Origin of the sequence: Streptomyces cupreus (genome assembly GCF_014257025.1) — a bacterium.
GTDB lineage: Bacteria > Actinomycetota > Actinomycetes > Streptomycetales > Streptomycetaceae > Streptomyces > Streptomyces cupreus.
Window position 1 is genome coordinate 28181 of sequence record NZ_JACMSF010000056.1, and the last position, 21135, is coordinate 49315.

General features: G+C 69.8%; 14 protein-coding genes. 4 read left to right on the forward strand and 10 right to left on the reverse strand.

The annotated features are described in order from the left end of the window. Positions 1-58 precede the first annotated feature (58 nt). Positions 59-4993, reverse strand: a complete 4935-nt coding sequence (locus tag H4N64_RS35155; protein WP_186286591.1) for an NAD-glutamate dehydrogenase — start codon at positions 4991-4993, stop codon at positions 59-61. A 648-nt stretch (positions 4994-5641) separates the two neighbouring features. On the opposite strand from H4N64_RS35155, the gene H4N64_RS35160 reads away from it, so the two are divergent. Beyond that, positions 5642-6208, forward strand: coding sequence for a DJ-1/PfpI family protein (locus H4N64_RS35160; RefSeq protein WP_186286592.1), 567 nt, complete (start codon positions 5642-5644; stop codon positions 6206-6208). A gap of 36 nt (positions 6209-6244) precedes the next feature. Here the strand turns inward: H4N64_RS35160 and H4N64_RS35165 are convergent, their stop codons facing one another. Together H4N64_RS35165 and H4N64_RS35170 are read right to left on the reverse strand one after the other, a co-directional pair. Then, on the reverse strand, positions 6245-6910 hold the full coding sequence (locus H4N64_RS35165) for an HAD family hydrolase (protein ID WP_186286593.1): 666 nt from the start codon (positions 6908-6910) through the stop codon (positions 6245-6247). 71 nt (positions 6911-6981) lie between these two features. After that, on the reverse strand, positions 6982-7497 hold the full coding sequence (locus H4N64_RS35170; RefSeq protein ID WP_186286594.1) for a DUF6912 family protein: 516 nt from the start codon (positions 7495-7497) through the stop codon (positions 6982-6984). 328 nt (positions 7498-7825) lie between these two features. On the opposite strand from H4N64_RS35170, the gene H4N64_RS35175 reads away from it, so the two are divergent. Beyond that, positions 7826-8398 (forward strand): Rv3235 family protein, encoded by a 573-nt coding sequence (locus H4N64_RS35175; protein WP_186286595.1) that lies wholly within the window; start codon positions 7826-7828, stop codon positions 8396-8398. A 108-nt stretch (positions 8399-8506) separates the two neighbouring features. Here the strand turns inward: H4N64_RS35175 and secA are convergent, their stop codons facing one another. Next, positions 8507-11350 (reverse strand): preprotein translocase subunit SecA, encoded by a 2844-nt coding sequence (gene secA, locus H4N64_RS35180; protein WP_186286596.1) that lies wholly within the window; start codon positions 11348-11350, stop codon positions 8507-8509. A gap of 268 nt (positions 11351-11618) precedes the next feature. Here secA and H4N64_RS35185 point away from each other — a divergent pair, with 268 nt between their 5' ends. Further along, complete coding sequence (locus tag H4N64_RS35185) at positions 11619-12191, forward strand: GNAT family N-acetyltransferase (RefSeq protein ID WP_186286597.1); 573 nt, start codon at positions 11619-11621, stop codon at positions 12189-12191. Between the two features lie 85 nt (positions 12192-12276). Further along, positions 12277-13449, forward strand: coding sequence for a winged helix-turn-helix domain-containing protein (locus H4N64_RS35190; protein WP_186286598.1), 1173 nt, complete (start codon positions 12277-12279; stop codon positions 13447-13449). Between the two features lie 6 nt (positions 13450-13455). Here H4N64_RS35190 and H4N64_RS35195 read toward each other — a convergent pair whose 3' ends face one another. From H4N64_RS35195 to mtrA, 6 genes are all read right to left on the reverse strand, one after another. Further along, positions 13456-14202, reverse strand: coding sequence for a response regulator (locus tag H4N64_RS35195; RefSeq protein WP_186286599.1), 747 nt, complete (start codon positions 14200-14202; stop codon positions 13456-13458). Between the two features lie 203 nt (positions 14203-14405). Then, complete coding sequence (gene hpf / locus H4N64_RS35200) at positions 14406-15098, reverse strand: ribosome hibernation-promoting factor, HPF/YfiA family (protein WP_418896318.1); 693 nt, start codon at positions 15096-15098, stop codon at positions 14406-14408. Positions 15099-15413: 315 nt separating this feature from the next. Continuing rightward, positions 15414-16304, reverse strand: coding sequence for a ComF family protein (locus tag H4N64_RS35205; protein ID WP_186286600.1), 891 nt, complete (start codon positions 16302-16304; stop codon positions 15414-15416). Positions 16305-16489: 185 nt separating this feature from the next. Next, complete coding sequence (locus H4N64_RS35210) at positions 16490-18328, reverse strand: LpqB family beta-propeller domain-containing protein (RefSeq protein ID WP_186286601.1); 1839 nt, start codon at positions 18326-18328, stop codon at positions 16490-16492. Beyond that, a complete protein-coding gene (mtrB, locus tag H4N64_RS35215) occupies positions 18318-20381 on the reverse strand; it encodes an MtrAB system histidine kinase MtrB (RefSeq protein ID WP_186286602.1) in 2064 nt (687 codons plus the stop codon). The genes H4N64_RS35210 and mtrB overlap by 11 nt, the downstream gene beginning before the upstream one ends. A 1-nt stretch (position 20382) precedes the next feature. Next, entirely contained in the window at positions 20383-21072 is a 690-nt protein-coding gene (mtrA, locus tag H4N64_RS35220; protein WP_015659998.1) for a two-component system response regulator MtrA, read from the reverse strand. Between the last annotated feature and the right edge of the window lie 63 nt (positions 21073-21135).

Consider the following 21135-nt stretch of genomic DNA (forward strand, 5'->3'; position numbering starts at 1 on the left):
GATTGACAAGGGCGCCCCGAGCTGAAGCAGCTCAGGGCGCCCTTCACCGTCGTACGGCCTACGAATGCGTCCGCAGCAGCGTGCGCATCGTGCGCATCGCCACCGACAGGTTGGCGAGGTCGAAGGTCTCCGAGCCCTGGATCTCCTCCAGGGTGCTGCGCGCCCTGCCCAGGATCGCCGCGTTGTTCCCCTCCCACGCCTTGAAGCGCTGCTCAGGCGTGGAGGTGCCGTTGCCGACCGCGAGGACGTCCGAGGTCAGCGCCGCGTGGGCCGCGTAGAGGTCCTCGCGGATGGAGGCGCGGGCCATGGACTGCCAGCGGTCGCTGCGGGGCAGCTCGATGATGCGGTCCATGAGCTGGGTGATCCGCAGCCGGTCGGCGAGGTCGTAGTAGACCTCGGCGACATCCAGCGGCTCCCGGCCCATGCGGTCGGCCACCGAGACGATGTCGAGCGCCGGGAAGGCGGAGGAGAACCCGGCCACGCGCGTGGCGAGTTCGTCCGTGACGCCGGCGCCGGACAGCTCGTCGTAGATCTGCTGGTACCACTCCAGGTCCGCGCCGCGCAGCAGCTTCGGCAGCTGCTGCCACACCTGCTCGACCCGCTCGCCGAAGAAGTCGACGGTCTCGGTGAGCTGGAGCGGCTGCGGGCGGTTGTTGAGCAGCCAGCGCGTGCCGCGCTCGACCAGCCGACGCGAGTGCAGCCGGATCCTGGTGAGTACGGCGGCCTCGACCTGGTTGTCCAGGGCCTCGACCGCGTCCCACACGGGCGCCGAGCGGAAGATCGCGCGGGCCGCGGTCTGCGCCCGGACGATCTCCTCGAGCGAGGCCCCGGTCTCCTCGCGCAGCCGGTGCAGATACGTCGTACCACCGGTGTTGACCGTGTCGTTGACCAGCACGGTCGTGGTGATCTCACGGCGCAGCGGGTGGCTGTCGATGTGCTCCGGGAACTGCTCGCGCAGCGCGGACGGGAAGTACGCGTCCAGCAGCCCGCGCAGGTAGGGGTCGTCCGGGAGCGAGGTGTGCAGCAGTTCCTCGGCGACCGTGATCTTCGTGTACGCCAGCAGCACGGCCGTCTCCGGGCCGGTCAGGCCGTGTCCGGCGCCGAGCCGTTCGCGGATCTGGCGGTCGGTGGGCAGGAACTCCAGGGCCCGGTCCAGGGCGCCCTCCCTGACCAGGTGGCGCATATAGCGCTGCTGGGCGTGGAGCATGTCCTTGGACTGGGCGAGCGCGTTGGCGATGGCCGTGTTCTGCGCGTAGTTGTTGCGCAGGACCAGTCGGCCGACCTCGTCGGTCATCTCCGCGAGCAGCTTGTTGCGCTGCTTCACGGTCATGTCGCCGTCGGTGACCAGCGCGTTGAGCAGGATCTTGATGTTCACCTCGTGGTCGGAGGTGTCCACGCCCGCGCTGTTGTCGATGGCATCGGTGTTGATCTTGCCGCCGTGCCGGGAGAACTCGATCCGGCCGAGCTGGGTCAGACCCAGGTTGCCGCCCTCGCCGACGACCCTGACCCGCAGGTCGGCGCCGTCGACGCGGATGGGGTCGTTGGCCTTGTCGCCGACGTCGGCGTTCGACTCGGTGGACGCCTTGACGTACGTACCGATGCCGCCGTTCCACAGCAGGTCCACCGGCGCCTTGAGGATCGCCTTCATCAGATCGGCCGGCGTCATCTTGGACACCTTGCCCTCGATACCGAGGGCCTCGCGGATGTGGGCGCCCACCGGGATCGCCTTGGCGGTACGCGGGAACACGCCGCCACCGGCCGAGATCAGGTCGGTGTTGTAGTCGGACCAGCTGGATCGCGGCAGCTCGAACAGACGGCGGCGCTCTGCGTAGGAGGTCGCCGCGTCCGGGTTCGGGTCGATGAAGATGTGCCGGTGGTCGAAGGCGGCGACCAGTCGGATGTGCTCGCTGAGCAGCATGCCGTTGCCGAACACGTCACCGGACATGTCGCCGATGCCGACGACCGTGAAGTCCTCGGTCTGGGTGTCCACGTCCAGCTCCCGGAAGTGCCGCTTGACGGACTCCCAGGCGCCGCGGGCGGTGATGCCCATGCCCTTGTGGTCGTAACCGGCCGAACCGCCGGAGGCGAAGGCGTCACCGAGCCAGAAGTTGTACTGGTTCGCCACCTCGTTGGCGATGTCGGAGAAGGTCGCGGTGCCCTTGTCGGCGGCGACCACGAGGTAGGTGTCGTCCTCGTCGTGCCGTACGACGTCGGCGGGCGGCACGACCTCGCCGGCCACCATGTTGTCGGTGATGTCGAGCAGCGCCGAGATGAACGTCCTGTAGCTGGCGATGCCCTCCGCCAGCCACGCGTCCCGGTCCACGGACGGGTCCGGCAGCTGCTTGGCGACGAACCCGCCCTTGGCGCCGACCGGCACGATGACGGTGTTCTTCACCATCTGCGCCTTCACCAGACCGAGGATCTCGGTCCGGAAGTCCTCACGCCGGTCGGACCAGCGCAGACCGCCTCGCGCGACCTTGCCGAAGCGCAGGTGCACACCCTCGACCCGCGGCGAGTACACCCAGATCTCGTACGCCGGACGCGGCGCCGGCAGGTCCGGGATGGCCTGCGGGTCGAACTTCATGGAGACGTAGTCGTGCGTGGCGCCGCCCGCGGCCTCCTGGAAGAAGTTGGTGCGCAGGGTCGCCTTGATGACGGTGAGGAAGGAGCGCAGGATGCGGTCCTCGTCGAGGCTCGCCACCTGGTCCAGGGCCGCGTCGACCTCTTCGAGCAGGGCGTCCACGATCTCGCGCCCGGCGCGCTGGCGGTCCGGGGACATCCGCGCCTCGAACAGGGAGACGAGCAGGCGGGTGGTGTGGACGTTGTTGCGGAGGGTGTCCTCCATGTAGTCCTGGCTGAAGGTGGAACCGGCCTGGCGCAGGTACTTGGCGTACGCGCGCAGCACCATCGCCTGCCGCCAGGTCAGCCCGGCGCTCAGCACCAGGGCGTTGAAGCCGTCGTTCTCGGCCTTGCCGGTCCAGGTGGCGGCGAAGGCCTCCTGGACGCGTTCACGGGCGTCGTCCCCGAGATAGTCGGTGCCGCCGTTCGCGAACTGCGGCATGCGCAGACCGAAGTCGTAGATCCAGGCGACCGAGCGGTCCGAGCAGCGCAGCTCGTAGGGCCGCTCGTCGACGACCTCGACGCCGAGTCTGCTGAGCACCGGCAGGACGGCGGACAGGGAGATGGCCGCGCCCTTGCGGTAGATCTTGAAGCGGCGCTCCTCGGGGGCGGCGCCGACCGGCTCGTACAGGCTGAGCGCGAAGTTCTTGTCCTCGCCGAGCGCTTCGAGGTGGACGAGGTCGGCGACCGCGGCACGCGGGGTGTGGTCGGCCTTGTAGCCCTCGGGGAAGGCGTTGCTGTAGCGGCGCAGCAGTTCCGCGGCGCGCTCCTCGCCGAGCTCGGCGTTGAGCGCCTCGACGAAGCCGTCGGCCCAGGAGCGGGTGGCCTCGACGAGACGGGCCTCGATGCGCTCCTTGTCGCTGTCGCTGAGCTGCGGCAGCTCGGTGCCCTGCGGGACCCGGACCACGAAGTGCAGCCGGGACAGGATCGACTCGGTGTTCCAGGCGGTGAAGTCGACGCTGATGCCGCCGAGCTCCTCCTTCAGGATGTCGATGATGCGCAGCCGGACGCCGGTGGTGTAGCGGTCGCGGGGCAGGTAGACGAGGGCGGAGTAGTAGCGGCCGTACTCGTCCTGGCGCAGGTAGAGGCGCAGGCGCCGGCGCTCCTGGAGGTACAGGACGCTGGTGACGATCGACTGGAGCTCGTCGACAGGGGTCTGGAAGAGCTCGTCGCGCGGGTAGGTCTCCAGGATCTGGAGCAGGTCGCGGCCGTCGTGGCTGTTGGGCGAGAACCCGGCGCGCTTGAGCACGTCGGCGACCTTGCGGCGGATGACGGGGACGCGGCGGACGGACTCGGTGTACGCGGCGGAGGAGAAGAGCCCGAGGAAGCGGCGTTCGCCGACGACATTGCCCTCGCCGTCGAACTTCTTGACGCCGATGTAGTCCAGGTACGACGGCCGGTGGACGGTGGCGCGGCTGTTGGCCTTGGTCAGCACCAGCAGCTTGTGCTCGCGGGCCTTGGCACGGGCGTCGGCGGGCAGCCGCTCGAAGGAGGGGCTGACGGGGTGGGCGTCCTCACCGGCGTGGTGCGGGTCGGAGCGCAGTATGCCGAGTCCGGTGCCGGGGACGGCGGCGAGCGAGTCGTCGTCGCGCAGTTCGTACTCGCGGTAGCCGAGGAAGGTGAAGTGATCGGCGGCGAGCCACTGGAGCAGTTCGCGGGCCTCATCGACCTCCGGTCCCGGCAGGTCGCCGGGCACATGCTCCTCGCCCAGGCTCTCGGAGAGCCGGATCGAGGCGTCCCGCATCTTCTCCCAGTCCTCGACGGCCTCGCGGACGTCGGACAGGACGCGCAGCAGATCGGCGGTGATCTGCTTCAGATCGGCGCGGTCGGTCTCGCGGTCGATCTCCACGTGGATCCAGGACTCGGTGTGCGCGTCGTGCGGGCGCTCACCGGCGGCCGGAGGGGCGGAGAGCACCTCGACGAGCTTGCCGGTGACATCCCGGCGGACGATGACCTGGGGGTGGATGACGACGTGGATGCCACGTCCCTGACGGGTCAGCTCATTGGTGACGGAGTCGACCAGGAAGGGCATGTCGTCGGTGACGACCTCGACGACGGAGTGGCTGCAGGTCCAGCCGTTCTCCTCCACGGTCGGTGTGTGGACCCGCACATTGGCCGTGCCCTGCGGGCGGGCCTCGGCCAGCCGGTAGTGCGAGAAGGCGGCTCCGAAGACATCGACCGGGTCGCGGTCGGAGAGGTCCTCCGGGGCGGTGTGCAGGTAGTAACGCTGGAGGAACGAGAGCACGGTGTCCCGGTCCGGGGTGGCCTCGCCCGTGATCCCAGTCGGTAGGTGCCCCCCGACCGGGCTGTTCTCAGCTACCCGGGCAGCCCTTTCGAGCAGCTCGGCTTTTGCTTCGTCCAGCTTGGTCTGCATTGTCCTCTGGCTCCTGTCGCGCGCCGTTGCGTGACGTAGAAGGAAGTACGGTCTCGTCCCCTCCGACGTAACGTCGCGACGCGGGGTGTCCGGTCTGCTTCGACGCTATGCCGCAAGGTGAGATGAGCGGGGGAATATCAGCCAAAATCGGTGCGACCGAGGGGTGTGACACTGCTCTCCGCATTGCCGTCACCGAAGGGTGGCGCACCGCCGTCCGCCCGCGAAGACCAGCGACCGCCGCCCGGCCACGGATGTCATCCGTGCTCACCGGGCGCAGGGCAGGGGCAACAATGCCCCCGCGAGCTATCGCGCTGATCACGCCACAAGGCTATCGCTGATTACCGGGGGCCCGTCATGAGCCGTATGTGTACAAAACCGGGGGCGGAAGTTTGACGTTCTGCACAGTATGGCTCGGTGCGGTCCGGCGTAGCTGCGGCAGTCGTGCCGCTGGGGCGGCGCCCGCCGCCAAAGAAGCGGCACCCCGCAAGCGCGTGGGCGCGCGCATCCATCCCGACGCGAGCACCGGCGGACGGTGACACCCTGGGCACAGGCCCCCTTGGCAAGCCCGGCCAACCGAGGCACGTTGCCAGAGAGCCAGACGAAGCCCACCTAAGCCGCAGTCCACGGCCAAAAGGGGAGCGCACCGACATGACAGCGAAAATCCTCATCGTCACCGGCGACGCAGCAGAGTCACTGGAGGTCCTGTACCCCTACCAGCGCCTCCGCGAGGAAGGCTACGAAGTCCACATCGCCGCCCCCACTCGCAAGAAGCTCCAGTTCGTCGTCCATGACTTCGAACCCGGCTTCGACACGTACACCGAGAAGCCCGGCTACACCTGGCCCGCCGACCTGGCCTTCTCCGAGGTGGACCCCGGCGAGTACGCCGCCGTGGTCATCCCCGGCGGCCGAGCCCCCGAGTACCTCCGCAACGACCCGGAACTCCGCAAGATCCTGAAGTCCTTCATCGACGCCGACAAACCGATTGCCCAGATCTGCCACGGCCCCCTGCTCACGGCAGCCATCGACGGCCTCCGTGGCCGCCGGGTCACGGCGTACCCCGCCCTGGAACTGGACATGCAGTCGGCCGGCGCCACCTTCCAGGACGCAGAAGCCGTGGTCGACGGCACCCTGGTCTCCTCCCGAGCCTGGCCGGACCACAGCCGCTGGATGCGAGAGTTCCTGACGGTGCTCCGAGCAAAGGCCCCGGTGACGTGACAAGCGCGGCGGCGTAGCCGAGGGCAGCCCTCCCGCCTACGCCGCCAACCGCTGCGCCTCCGCAACCGCCTCGTCCAGCGTGTCCACCACCGGAACCCCCACCCCCTCCAAACTGGCCCGACTGTGCGACCCCCCGGTGTACAACACGGCCCGCGCCCCCACATGCAGCGCCGCCACCGCGTCATCGGCCGCGTCCCCGATCACCACGGTCCGCGCAGGATCCACCCCGCCCAGCGCCCCCACATGCCGCACCATGTGCTCGGCCTTGCTCCCCCCGGAAGGCCCGGTCCGGCCGTCCACCCGTATGAAGTGGGCCTCGATCCCGAACCGCCGCACCAACGGCAGCAGCTCGTCATGCCCGTACATGCTGAGAATCGACTGACTGCGCCCGGCCGCCCCCCAGTCGGCGAGCAGCTCGGTCACCCCCTCGGTCAGCCCGCACCGCACCCGATGCTCGGCGTAGTACCGATGAAAGGTCGCGTCCATGACCTCCCACTCGGCATCGGTGGGCAGCCGCCCCAACAGCCGCTCATAGAACTTCGGCACCGGCACGCAGTACAGCGCCCGGTACTGCTCCATCGTGATCGGCTCAAGCCCCAACTCGGCGAACGCCGCGTTCGTGGCCCCGATGATCGCGTCGTTGTCATGGAACAGCGTCCCGTTCCAGTCCCAGACGATGTGCGCCCCTGCTCGCTTCCCCATGCCCAAGAACGTACCCGCCTCCACTGACAATCAAGAGAACCGCAGGTCAAGGCAGGGAAGCCGCAAGCAGCTCATCCCCCGAGCCCCACCAGATTCGGAATCTCCTGCGTCGCGAACCACAGCAGTTCATGGTCCTCGGCCCCGTCCACGACGAACTGGGCGTCGTCGTCCCCGCCGTCCGCCGCCTCCAGCGCCTCCACCGCGGCGGCCACATCCGCCTCCGCGTCGCCACCGTCGACATGCACGGACGCCGCCTTCCCCAGCGGCACCGCCCCCGCGACCCGCACCTCACCGAGCGCCGCGGGATCGAGCCCCCGGTCGGGGTCGGCCGTCGCCGCCCCGTCGGGCACGTCGACAGCGACCACCACGCGCCTTCGCGCCGCCCCGGAATCCGCCGCCAGCAGCCGCAGCGACGCCACCGCGGCCCGGTTCAGCGCCGCGTACTCCAGCTCCTCGATGTCGTCCGAGAGGTACCACTCGCGCAACGCGGGCGTGACGGCGTAGGCGAGCAGTGGCCCGCCCCCCAGTTCGCCCGTCTTGTACGCCTCGGCGAGACCAGGAAGGGTCAGGGGGACGTAGACGCGCATGGTTGGCCGCTTTCGTGGTCGGGGCTCCGCAACGGTCCCGGAGAGGGCGCACCCGCACCTCCCGAAGGGCCTTCAGGATACGTGCGGGCGTCCCCTTTCGAGGCCCCACCCGCACGCCGGAGGCCGTCCACCCGCGTCCGGAAACTCACCCGGTACGCCCCCGCCCCCACAGGCCCGAGCACCCCCGAAGTCATCCGGATAGGTGAAGATTTCGGACCCCGGACCGACCCCGGCACCCGCTTGCCGCCCCCGCCCGGCGCCCCGTACAAGATCCCCAACCACAAAGTTACTGCCCGGTAAATCCCGGGCCCGACCCACGGGGGCACCCATGAACAAGGTCATGACACGGGCGAAGAACCACCCCGGCGCCCGCCCGCCGGGCCGCCGCGACCCCCGCCGCCCCGGCGGCACCCCGCCCCGCAACCCGAACGCAGGCAGGCCCCGCGACAACCGCCCACCGACGACCACCGGTCCCGCCGGCACGAGAAGCACTCAGCAGGCAGTCCCCTCGGTACCGGCCCAGACTCCGCGGCGCCCCATTGCCCCCGCCGTCCCCCAGCCCCGCCCCACCGACGTCTTCGCCGACCGTCTCCTCGCCGTCCTCAGCGGACAGCGCCCGGTCCACTGCATGCTCCGCCACACCGCGGGCCGCGCCTACGACGACCTGGCCTGGCTCGCCGAGCGCGGCCCCCTGCGCATCACCCGCGGCAGCCGCCCGGTGATCCGCGACATCGGCTACTACGTCCCCTCCCCGGGCGCCATCGAGGCCTTCGCCCGCATCGGCGCCGGCGACCGCCTGCGCGCCATGGCCTTCCGCCTGGAACAGGGCAGGGACCTGCGCTGGCGCTGCACGGCGGTGGAACTGGGCGGCCCCGCGCGACCACGTACGGACGACGACTGAGGCCGCCGTAGAACCCGACGGCGCAGGACCTCATGCCGAAGGGCCGGGCACCCGACGGTGACCCGGCCCTCCCACAGCCGCCGAGGCGCCCTCCCGGGCGCGTCGGGACTACTTCTTACGGCGCCGGCCGCCGCGCCCCTGCTTGCGCCGCTCCGCGCGCGTGAGGCCGTCCGCCTCGGAGCGCACCGGCTCCTCGTCGTCGGACCAGTCGCTCTCGACGGTGCCGCCGGCGCCGTCCACGGTCGGCGCGGAGAGGTGCAGGTTCCGCCGCTGCGGGGCGTCCAGCCCCTTCGCGCGGATCTCCGGACGCCCGTTCGCCTGCGCGGGAACCGCGTCCTGCGTCTTCGCCAGCGTCGGCTTGGCCTCGTCGACCGGGACCTCCTCGACCTGCTGCTCGACCTGGACCTCCAGGTTGAACAGGTAGCCGACGGACTCCTCCTTGATGCCCTCCATCATCGCGGTGAACATGTCGAAGCCCTCGCGCTGGTACTCGACCAGCGGGTCCTTCTGCGCCATCGCGCGCAGGCCGATGCCCTCCTGGAGGTAGTCCATCTCGTAGAGGTGCTCGCGCCACTTGCGGTCCAGGACCGACAGCACGACCCGGCGCTCCAGCTCACGCATGATCTCGGAGCCGAGCTGCGCCTCCCGCGCCTCGTACTGGGCGTGGATGTCGTCCTTGATGGAGTCGGCGATGAACTCGGCGGTCAGGCCCGCCCGGTCACCGGCCGTCTCCTCCAGCTCCTCGATGGTGACCTCCACCGGGTAGAGCTGCTTGAAGGCGCCCCACAGCCGGTCCAGGTCCCACTCCTCGGCGAAGCCCTCGGCGGTCTCCGCGGTGATGTACGCGTCGATGGTGTCGTCCATGAAGTGCTGGATCTGCTCGTGCAGGTCCTCGCCCTCCAGGACGCGGCGGCGCTCGCCGTAGATGACCTCGCGCTGGCGGTTGAGGACCTCGTCGTACTTCAGGACGTTCTTACGGGTCTCGAAGTTCTGCGTCTCGACCTGCGACTGCGCGGAGGCGATCGCGCGCGTGACCATCTTGTTCTCGATCGGCACGTCGTCCGGGACGTTCGCCATCGACATCACGCGCTCGACCATCTGCGCCTTGAACAGACGCATCAGGTCGTCGCCCAGCGACAGGTAGAAGCGGGACTCGCCCGGGTCGCCCTGACGGCCGGAACGACCGCGCAGCTGGTTGTCGATACGACGCGACTCGTGCCGCTCGGTGCCGAGGACGTAGAGACCGCCGAGGGCCTTGACCTCTTCGAACTCCGCCTTGACCGCCTGCTCGGCCCGCTCCAGGGCGGCGGGCAGGGCGTGCGCCCACTCCTCGATGTGCTCCTCGGGGTCGAGGCCGCGCTGGCGCAGCTCCGCCTCGGCGAGGTCCTCGGGGTTGCCGCCGAGCTTGATGTCCGTACCACGGCCGGCCATGTTGGTGGCCACGGTCACGGCGCCCTTGCGGCCGGCCTGGGCGACGATGATCGCCTCACGGTCGTGCTGCTTGGCGTTCAGCACCTCGTGCTGAACGCCGCGCTTGCTGAGCTGCTGCGAGAGGTACTCGGACTTCTCGACCGACGTCGTACCGACGAGGATCGGCTGGCCCTTCTCGTGCTTCTCGACGATGTCGTCGACGACCGCCTCGAACTTCGCGACCTCGGTGCGGTAGATCAGGTCCGACTGGTCCTTGCGGATCATCGGCCTGTTGGTCGGGATCGGCACCACGCCGAGCTTGTAGATCTGGTGGAACTCGGCGGCCTCGGTCATCGCCGTACCGGTCATGCCGGACAGCCCGGGCAGTTCCTTGCCGTCGTGGTCGTGGCGCTTGTAGAGGCGGAAGAAGTTCTGGAGGGTGATCGTGGCGAGCGTCTGGTTCTCGTCCTTGATGTCCACCCCTTCCTTCGCCTCGATCGCCTGGTGCATGCCCTCGTTGTAGCGGCGGCCGGCGAGGATACGGCCGGTGTGCTCGTCGACGATCATGACTTCGCCGTCCAGGACGACGTAGTCCTTGTCCTTCTTGAAGAGCTCCTTGGCCTTGATGGCGTTGTTCAGGTAGCCCACCAGAGGCGTGTTCACCGACTCGTAGAGGTTGTCGATGCCCAGCCAGTCCTCGACCTTGGAGACGCCGGACTCGTGGATGGCGACGGTGCGCTTCTTCTCGTCGACCTCGTAGTCGCCGGTCTCCTCGATGCCCTTGAGCTGGTTGCCGGGCTCGCCCCGCTTCAGGCGGGTGACCAGCTTGGAGAAGTCGCCGTACCACTTGGTGGCCTGGTCGGCCGGGCCGGAGATGATCAGCGGCGTACGGGCCTCGTCGACGAGGATGGAGTCGACCTCGTCGACGATGGCGAAGTTGTGGCCGCGCTGGACGAGCTCGTCCTTGGACCACGCCATGTTGTCGCGCAGGTAGTCGAAGCCGAACTCGTTGTTCGTGCCGTACGTGATGTCGCAGTTGTACTGCTCGCGGCGCTGGGCCGGCGTCATGTTGGCGAGGATGCAACCCACGCTCAGACCCAGGAACTTGTGAACGCGGCCCATCATCTCGGAGTCGCGCTCGGCCAGGTAGTCGTTGACCGTGATGAGGTGGACGCCGTCCCCGGACAGCGCGTTCAGATACGCGGGCAGCGTGCCGACGAGGGTCTTGCCCTCACCGGTCTTCATCTCGGCCACATAGCCGAGGTGGAGGGCGGCGCCACCCATGATCTGCACGTCGTAGTGACGCTGGCCGAGTGCGCGCTTGGCGGCCTCGCGGACGGTGGCGAACGCCTCGGGGAGCAGGTCGTCCAAGGTCTCACCGTCGGCGTAACGCTGCTTGTACTCATCGGTGAGGGCTCGCAGCTCGGCGTCGGAGAGGTCGACGAAGTCCTCTTCGATGGAGTTGACCTGGTCCGCGATGCGGTGCAGCTTGCGCAGGATCTTGCCTTCGCCTGCACGCATGATCTTCGAGAGGACGGACACGGGGGTTGGTCTCCTTGCCGGTCGGGCCTGGGACGGTCGGTTTCCATTTGACTTGACTGAGCAACGGCCATCGTATGCGAGGACCCCGCCACGCCGGGAGGCCTGCCGATACCGCGACCGTCCGCTGCTTCACATCTCTTCGAAAAGGACAACGGACGGGCCCCGCGGATGGTGCCGCGCGGCGCCGACGAATTGCGCGAATTGTGATCACCCGCTCACGCACGGCAAATCCCTGGCGCCCACGACCGCCCCCGAGCAGAATCGCCCGATGGACCCCGTGACGCTGACCACCGACCGCCTCGTGCTGCGCACGGTCGGCCCGCAGGACACCGACGCCGTGTACCGCGCCGTCCAGGACCCCGACATCCAGCGCTGGACCACGATCCCCTCGCCCTACCTCCTCGAACACGCCAGAAGCTTCACCGAACAACTGGTCCCCGACGGCTGGGCGGACGGCACCATGTTCACCTTCGGCGTCTTCCTCCCCGAAGGGGAGGACCTGGCAGGCATGCTCGGCCTGACGATGCGGGCCCTCGGGGTAGCCGAGATCGGCTTCTGGACGGCAAAGGAACACCGCGGGAAGGGCTACGCCTCCGGGGCGGTCCTCACAGCCGCCCGCTGGTCCTTCACCGCGGCCTCCATCGACCGGGTGGAATGGCGAGCGGAGGTGGGCAACACAGCGTCCCGAGCGGTAGCGGAACGAACGGGCTTCACCATCGAAGGCACGATGCGCTCAGCAATCAACAACAAGGGTGTACGCCGGGACTGCTGGGTAGGTTCCCTGCTCCCGTCGGACCTGGGCCTGCCGTCGACGGCGCCGTATTTGCCGGCGAAAAGCTAACGGGCTGTTGTGGGGGAGCGAAGCCCGCCCCACCCAAACCCCCAGCTCACCCCCACTGTCAGTCCCACCCCCTATCGTGCGAGCCATGACGACCCCGCGCCCCACCACCGAACTCTCGGCAGACGAGGCCCGCCGCATCGCCCTCCGCGCCCAGGGCCTCCTCGGCACCCCCGACCGCAGATCCGGCGTCCGCGGCATCCTCCGTCACCTGGGCGCGGTCCAACTCGACACCATCTCGGTTCTGGCCCGCTCCCACGAACTCATCCCCTACGCCCGCCTCGGCGCGATAGGCCGTAAAACGGTCGAGCACGCCTACTGGAAGGACACGCACGCCTTCGAGTACTGGTCACACGCCGCCTGCATCCTCCCGGTCGAGGAGTGGCCCCACTTCGCCTTCCGCCGCCGCGCGTACCGCAACCGCCCCCACTGGAGCCACGAACTCCCCGACGGCGCCTACGACCAGGTGATCAAGCAGCTCACCACCGAAGGCCCCCTGACGGCCACGGAGTTGGGCGGCGCGAAGAAGACCGGCGACTGGTGGGACTGGTCCGGCTCCAAGGTCGCCGTGGAACGCGCCCTGATGTACGGCGAGGTCGTCTGCGTGGAACGCCGAGGCTGGAAGCGCGTGTACGACCTGGCAGAACGCGCTGTCCCGGACGCCTTCCTGCACGACGACCTCGACGACACCGAGTGCCTGCGCCGCCTGGTCCGCCTGGCCGGCCAGTCCCTCGGCGTCGGCACACGCGCGGACATCGCCGACTACCACCGCCTCAAGGGCGAACAGGTCGACGCGGTGATCGCGGACTCCGGCCTGGTCCCGGTCACGGTGGAGGGCTGGGCCAAACCCGCCTGGGCGGACCCCGCCGCGCTCGCCACCCCACCGCGCGGCCGCCACCGCACCACCCTCCTGTCGCCCTTCGACTCCCTGATCTGGGAACGGGCGCGCACAGAGCGGATCTTCGGCTTCACCCACCGTCTGGAGGCCTACGTCCCCCGCCAGAAACGCATCCACGGCTACTTCGCGATGCCGGTCCTGGCAGGCGGCCGTCTCGTCGGCCGAGTCGACCCGGCCCGCGAGGGAAGCACGCTGGTGGCCAAGCAGGTCACCCTGGACGGCCCGAAGGCGGTGCCGGCGGTGGCCCAGGCCCTGGTGGAGGCAGCGAGCTGGGTGGACTGTACGGACGTACGCGTGGAACGGGTCGACGCCCCGGAGCTGCGCGAGCCCCTCGCTCACGCACTCTCCGGTCTGCTGGCCTGACCCGGCCTACCGGATTTCGAGGATCTTCTCCCGCATCGCGTACACCACGGCCTCCATCCTGGAGTGCAGCTGAAGCTTCTCCAGGATGTTGCGCACATGGTTCTTCACGGTGTTCTCGGAGATGAACAACTCCTTCGCGATATCGCGGTTGTTCATGCCCGTGGCGACCAGCTTGAGCACCTCCAGCTCACGGTCGGTCAGCCGCGGCGCCGGAACCAGCCGGCGCTCGTCCGTCCGCTGGATCATCGACTTGAACTCGGTGAGCAGCTTCGACGCCATGGACGGGCTGATCTGCGACTGCCCGTCGGCCACCGCGCGAATGGCGGTGGCCACCTCGTCGGTGGAGATCTCCTTGAGGAGATAGCCGGTCGCGCCCGCCTTGATCGCGTCGTAGAGGTCGGCCTCCTCGTCGCTGATCGTCAGCATGATGATCTTCGCGCTGGGCGCCACCTCCTTGATGGAGGTGCAGGCCTCGATCCCGCCCCGCTTGGGCATCCGCACATCCATCAGCACGATGTCGGGCAGCAGATCGGCGGCCTTGTCCACGGCCTCGGCGCCGTCGCCCGCCTCCCCGACGACCTGGATGTCCTCCTCGGCGGCGAGCACGATCTCCAGGCCACGGCGGAAGAGGGCGTGATCGTCTACGACGAGGACTCTGATCGGCTCCTTGCGTGGAGAGCCCGCGTCCGGGTCCGTGCCGACGATGCCGCCGTCGGCATCCTCGTCCCGCATCGGTCCGAAGGTGTCCGCCATCGTTCCTCCCCCTGAAGGCTGTGGCTGGTCAGGTGCCATCGCCAACCCAAGGCAGCGGCCCACCGGTTGGGCCGGTGCGGCCATGATTTCATGCCCGGACGACACCGCGGTGACAGAGCGGGGCGCGAAGGGGCGCACACCGGTGCCCCTGGGGGCGCACACGCGCTCCAGGGGCACCCGCTCGCTCGTCAGCCGGGTGGGGCTCAGCCGCCCAGCATGCCACCGGCAGCCTGGGTCTCCGCCTCGGCGACCATGGGGTCCGTGTTGAGGTGGATGACGCCGTAGTCGTAGGCGTGCCGTCGGTAGACGACACTCGGTTCCTTGGTCTCGGAGTCGACGAACAGGTAGAAGTCGTGCCCGACCAGCTCCATCTCGTAGAGGGCCTGGTCAAGGGTCATCGGGGAGGCGACGTGCGTCTTCTCGCGAACGACGAGGGGCCCCTCGCCCTTCACTTCCAGCGAGCCGATCTTCTTGGTGGGAACGCCGTCCGGCTCTTCCTCCTGGAAGGTGTGGCCGTTCCCGTTGAGCGTCGCCGCGCCCGGGACGTGGTCGGGGACCTCGGCCGCCGTGAGCCGGCGCGCGCCTCGGCGTGAGAAACGCTTGTCGTGCTGCTTGCGCAGCCGCGCGTCCAGCTTTTCCGCTGCCAGGTCCAGCGCCGCGTACGGATCGCTGGCCGCTGCCTCCGCCCGGATCACCGGACCGCGGGAGCGGAGCGTGATCTCCACTCGGTCACTGCGGTCGGCCTGTCGGGGGTTGGGCTCCTTGGACACCTCGACGTCGAGGCTGATCACCTTGCCATCGAGCTTCTGGATCTTCTCCAGCTTCAGCTTCTCGGCCACGTGCTTGCGGAACCGCTCGGGCACCTCGGTCTTGCGGCCCTTGACGACGATGTCCACGCAGAACTCCGTTCCCGGATCGCTCCGCTCCAGCGGCGGAGCATCTCCCTTTTGCACCAGGCTCCGGCGATCCCCGGAACCTCGGACTCGGTGACTTCCACCTCCTCCTCCCCCATGGGCAAGATCTCCACCCCGCCGGCTCGGGTGAATACGGATAACCCGCGGCACGGCATTCGGATATGAGAGGGATGGCCTGCGCCTTTCTCTCACAACCGAACATATCTCGCCCGGACGGATGTCGTCACCCTCTACAGCGGCGTACCTCCGTTCAGGTGAATTGGCCCTCTCATCACCTGCAACGTTGCAAGTTCGCAGTCAGTTCCGGTTTATTGCGAAAGCATCCGGCGGAGCCGCCACGACGGCCGCGCACGCCACGTCACCTGCGCGGATACCGCCCGCCATTCCCGGCACCCCGTGCATCCGCACCGCCTCCGCCGTCACTCCGGTCCTCCCTTCCCCTCTGTCTTCCCGTGTTGCCGCGCCGCACACCGCGTTCGCCCCCTCCCCACGGCCAACCGGCCGTACCGCCCCATCCGCCCCCGTCCGGGCACCGCTCGCCACTTCCCGCACCGCACGCGCCGCCTCCGCCAGGGAGGCACCGGTCGTCATCAGGTCGTCGACGAGCGCCACCGAGCCCCCGCCCAGCAGCCGCTCACCACCCGGCGCCACCATCAGCGCGCCAGCCAGATTGTCCAGCCGCTGCCGGGAGTTGAGCCCCGACTGATCGACCACGGCACGCCGCTGCCGCAGCACGGCGAGCACCCGCGCGGGAGTCCCGGTCCGCCGCAGCTCGGCCGCCGCCGCGAGCGCGATCCGCCGCGCTGGATCATGCCCCCGCGCCCGCACAGCCCGCCGCGCCGACGGCACGGGCACCAGCAGCACCGGCATGGCCCTCCCGTCCGGGCCGGACGGCGCCTGGAGCCCCGCACGCACGGCTCCCGCCAGCGCCACGCCGAGCGGTGCCGCCAGGGCCAGCGCCCCGCGCTCCTTGTGGGCCAGCAGGGCGGCTCGTACCTCGTCCGCGTACCGCGCCGCCGCGTGCACCACGGGCAGCCCGGGCGGCTCCGGCACCGGCCGCACCCGGCGCGGTGCGGCACCGCTCAGGGCCGTACGGCACTCCGGGCAGAGCACCATACGAGGCCTCCCGCAGCCTCCGCACTCGGCCGGCAGCACCAGATCGGTGAGGTCCTGCCACCACCCCCGCATGCCCACCACTGTGCCAACACGAGCGCCGACCGGCCACCCCTGTGGATAAGTGCCTGTGGATAACTCCGGACGGCGAAGTCGCACGGCCGCGAATGCGTCTCTCGAAGGCCGCGAAGAGCCCTTTCGAAAAGCGAAACGGCCGCCTCGGTCGGAAGCGGCCGTCGAACACCCTCAGCAGCCGACGCTCACCCCGGATAAACCGGCGCGGTCCCGTCCGCCGCCACCTTCTGCCACTGCGCCCCGGACTGAAGGCGCACGATGCCGTCCTCCGAGTACGCCACGAGCGGCACCCGGTCGTCCTCCGTCGCGGCGATCTCCTTCACCCCGGTCAGCGCGGCGGGCGCCGGCCCCTCGGGAGTGGACCCGTCGACCTGGACGTACCGAACCGTCTGCACGCGGTCCTGCTCACGCCCGACGACGACGAGTCGGCCGTCACCCGCCCACGACACGGTGGTGACCTCCTCCAACTGCGGGGTCGCGGACCGCAGCTCCTGCACCGTCACGGTCGGCCGGTCCTCGCCGGGCTTGGTCTCGCGCTCGATCCGCCCGATGAGCAGGGACGACTTGTCGCCCTTCGCGACGACGAGCGCGATCCGCACCCCGTCCGCGGCCACCCGTACCGACTCGATACGCCCGTCGAGACCCGGTGTCTGCACCGGGAGCGGCTCGCCCGCGCCGTGCTCCAGCAGGAGCAGCCGCGGGTCGTCGGGGTTCCGGTCGGCCACCCAGAGGTCCTGCCGAGCGTCCCAACTGGGCGTCGTCAACCGGTCGTCGGCCGTCTTGCCCGCACTGCGCAGCACGGGCTCCCCGAGCGATCCTCCCGACACCAGCGAACCGACATACAGCTCCCCGCCGTCCACACCGACCCCGGCCGCCATCTCCTCGTCGCGCGAGACCGCCGCGGACCGCAGCTGCGTGTTCCCCTCGCCCAGAGCGCCCGGCACCGGTTCCGGCGTCCGGGCGCCGTCCTCGGCCGCCGCCATCCGCACGAGCCGGTGCTTGTCGTCGACGTAGTACAGGTACTCGACATGCTCCGTCGCCCCGCGCGCGGCCGTGGCCTCGGCCCCCTCGGTGAGCGAGCACAGTTGCTTGCCGCCCGACTCCAGCTCGACCTCGGCCATTGAGGGAGTGAGGCTGCGCAGGGTGAACAGGAGCTGGGCGGCCATCTCGGTGCACCTGCTCTGGCCGACCCGGGCCGCCCTGTCGTTGAGCGGCACGGTCAGCTTGTTGTTCTCGTCGGGCGTCAGCGTGGTGACGTCCTTCTTCAGCGCCGTGCCCGTGGGGAAGCTCGTCCTGACCACGGGGCTGAGCCAGGTGGTGGGCCCCTTCAGCAGGGAACGCACCATCTGCGTCATGGGATCGACGCGCTCACGGACGTAGACGGGATCGGCGACCGCCGCCGTCTGCCCGCTCCCGCCGGCCGCGGTGTTCGAGGCGAAGTAGTACTTGTTGACCGAGGTGTAGTTGCGCTCGAAGTCGCCCTGCCCCATGACGACGCCCTGGGGCAGTTCGTCGATGCGCCACTGCTTGGTCTTCGGATCCTGGGTGAGGTGCAGCAGCGACTCGTACACCCCGTCCGCCGGCGCGTACGACTGCTGCTCGTCCACCGTGGCGATCTTGGTGCCGCTCAGCGCGAACGAGGTCTCCCCGGTGTCCTCCCGCCCTCGCGCCCTGGGCAGCTCGAAGGCGTCCGGACCGTCCGCGAGGACCGTCGTGCCCGTCTTGGGCCGCCATGCCGTCGCCGCGTCCTCGGTCAGGTACTGGCTGGCGATCTCATAGTTCGGATCGTCGCTGGTCAGCGCCTCCAGAAAACCCTGGACGAGCTGCGTGGGCGTAGCGTCCTCCGAGGGCGGCATCGCGAAGACCCGCACCTGGGTGTCCTGCCGCGGCGTGGAGTCCACCCCGCTCAGATCCCCGCTGTCGGGCATGGAGGCGCACCCGGCCAGCAGTACGGCGCCACAGGCGACGTACGCCACCGCGCGCCCCTGCCTGCGCCGGGCGCCCCCCTCGCGGTCAGCGCCCACGAAATGCCTCCCCTTGCCTGCTCGGGCCCTCCGGCGGCCCGGCGTCCTCACCGCGCGCCCTCTCACCGGCGGGCGCGTCGTCCTGTCGTCGCGGCCCCGAGGCGGGCCGGGGCACCACGCGCGCGCCGTTGCCCGGCAGCGCCGTCGGATCGGCCGTGGGGGCCGCGCCGTTCAGCCGCCCGGCTATCGGGTCGCGCGAGGCCATCGCGGACGCCTGGTCGGCCGTCTGCTGCGCCGGCACGGTGGCGCTCTTCTCCCCGCGCGGGAGACCGGCGTCGTCGAGACCGCGGTTGCGGCGCGAGTCCTTCGGCTCCAGCGGTATCGGGGAGCCCCGCAGCGGTTCGTCCGCGGTCCGCGGCAGCGTCAGCCGGAACTGCGAGCCGCCGCCCGGCTCGCCCCAGGCCTGGAGCCAGCCGCCGTGCAGCCGGGCGTCCTCCAGGGCGATGGACAGCCCCAGACCCGTACCGCCGGTGGTACGCGCGCGTGCCGGGTCGGCCCGCCAGAAACGGCTGAACACGCGCGTGGCCTCGCCGGGCTTGAGTCCGACGCCGTAGTCGCGCACGGCGACCGCGACCGCCCCGCCCGCCGCGGCGAGCTTGACCACCACGTCCCTGCCCTCGCCGTGCTCCACGGCGTTGACGACGAGATTGCGCAGTACCCGCTCCACCCGCCGGGCGTCCGCCTCGGCGACGACGGGCTGCTGGTCGCCCACCAGCCGGATCGTCGTGCCCTTGCGCTCGGCGAGCGGCTCGGCCCCGCTGACGACCCGCCGCACGACCTCACGCAGATCGATCGGCTCGGCCTCCAGCGCCGCCGCACCGGCGTCGAACCGGCTGATCTCCAGCAGATCCGCGAGCAGCGACTCGAACCGGTCCAGCTGATCGGCGAGCAGCTCCGCCGACCGCGCGGTCACCGGGTCGAAGTCCTCCCGCGCCTCATGGATGACATCAGCGGCCATTCGTACGGTCGTCAGCGGCGTCCGCAGCTCGTGCGACACGTCGGACACGAACCGCCGCTGCATCCGCGACAGGTCCTCCAGCTGCTGGATCTTCAGCTGAAGGTTCTGCGCCATCTTGTTGAAGGCCTCACCGAGCCGCGCGATGTCGTCCTCGCCGGTGACCTTCATCCGCTCCTGGAGCCGTCCGGCGGACAGCCGCTCGGCGATCCCGGCCGCCATCCGTACCGGCGTGACCACCTGGCGCACGACGAGCCAGGCGATGGCTCCGAGGAGTACGACGACGAAGAGCCCGGCGGTCGCCAGCGTGCCCTTGACCAGGCTCAGCGACTTCTCCTCCTGCGTGAGCGGGAAGAGGTAGTAGAGCTGGTAGGGGTCGCCGTTCGGGTCGTTGACCTGCTTGCCGATGACGAGGGCCGGCTGGGACTCCTTGTCGGCGTTGTAGATGATGCGCGTGTAGCTCTGGGCCGCCGCGGTGCTGCTGTCGATGCGCTCGCGCAGGTTCTCGGGCACGCTCGCGGTCGGGTCGACGTAGTTGGAGGCGCGCGGGCCGCGCCCGCCGCCGCTGTCCCCGCCCGCGGGGAGGGTCACGACTTCGAAGGCGCCCTGGCCGCCGCTGGAGAGCTGCTCCACCAGGTCACTCATCCACTGGATGACGTTCTGCTCGGAGCGGCCGTCCGTCGCGGTGCCGTCGTCGCCGGTCCCGGCCGCCGACGCTTCATCGGCCGTCTGCTTGGCCGCGGAGAAACCACCGGTGGCCTGGCTCTGCGAGGCCTTCACCTTGGCGTCCAGCAGGCCGTTGCGCACCTGCCCGATGACGACGAAGCCCAGCAGCAGGACCACGCCCAGCGACATCAGCAGGGTCGTGACGACGACCTTGAGCTGGATGTTGCGCCGCCACAGCCGCATGACGGGCAGCAGCGGCCGGCGCACCCAGCGCATGAACAACCGCAGGACCGGGCTGCCCTGAACCCCGCCCTGGAGCAGCCCGCCCTCCAGGAACCGTCCCCAGCGAGAGCCTGCCGTCCCCCGGCCGACAGGCCGCCCCCCGCGGGACCCGGACCGGCCGGGCGCCGAAGCGGCACTGTCACCGGACATGTCAGCTCGGCCCCGCCTTGTAACCGACGCCACGGACGGTCACCACGATCTCCGGCCGCTCCGGGTCCTTCTCGACCTTGGAGCGCAGCCGCTGCACGTGGACATTGACCAGACGGGTGTCGGCGGCGTGCCGATAACCCCACACCTGCTCCAGCAGGACCTCGCGGGTGAACACCTGCCACGGTTTGCGCGCGAGCGCGACCAGCAGGTCGAACTCCAGCGGCGTCAGCGCGATCGACTGCCCGTCCCGCTTCACGGAGTGACCGGCCACGTCGATGACCAGATCGCCGATGGCGAGCTGCTCGGGCGCCGGCTCCTCCGACCTCCGCAGCCGCGCCCGGATCCGGGCGACCAGCTCCTTCGGCTTGAACGGCTTCACGATGTAGTCGTCCGCGCCCGACTCCAGGCCCACGACGACGTCGACGGTGTCGCTCTTGGCCGTGAGCATGACGATCGGTACACCCGACTCCGCCCGGATCAGACGGCACACCTCGATGCCGTCCCGCCCGGGCAGCATCAGGTCGAGCAGCACCAGATCGGGCTTGGTCTCACGGAAAGCGGCCAGCGCCTTGTCGCCGTCGGCTACGAAAGACGGCTCGAAACCTTCACCACGCAGCACGATGCCGAGCATCTCGGCCAGTGCGGTGTCGTCGTCGACGACAAGGACTCGTCCCTTCATAAACGACATCATCCCATTCTCGTAACAGTGACCGGGGCGCTGGTGAGGGAGGTCACTGGCCTGTGACGATAGTCG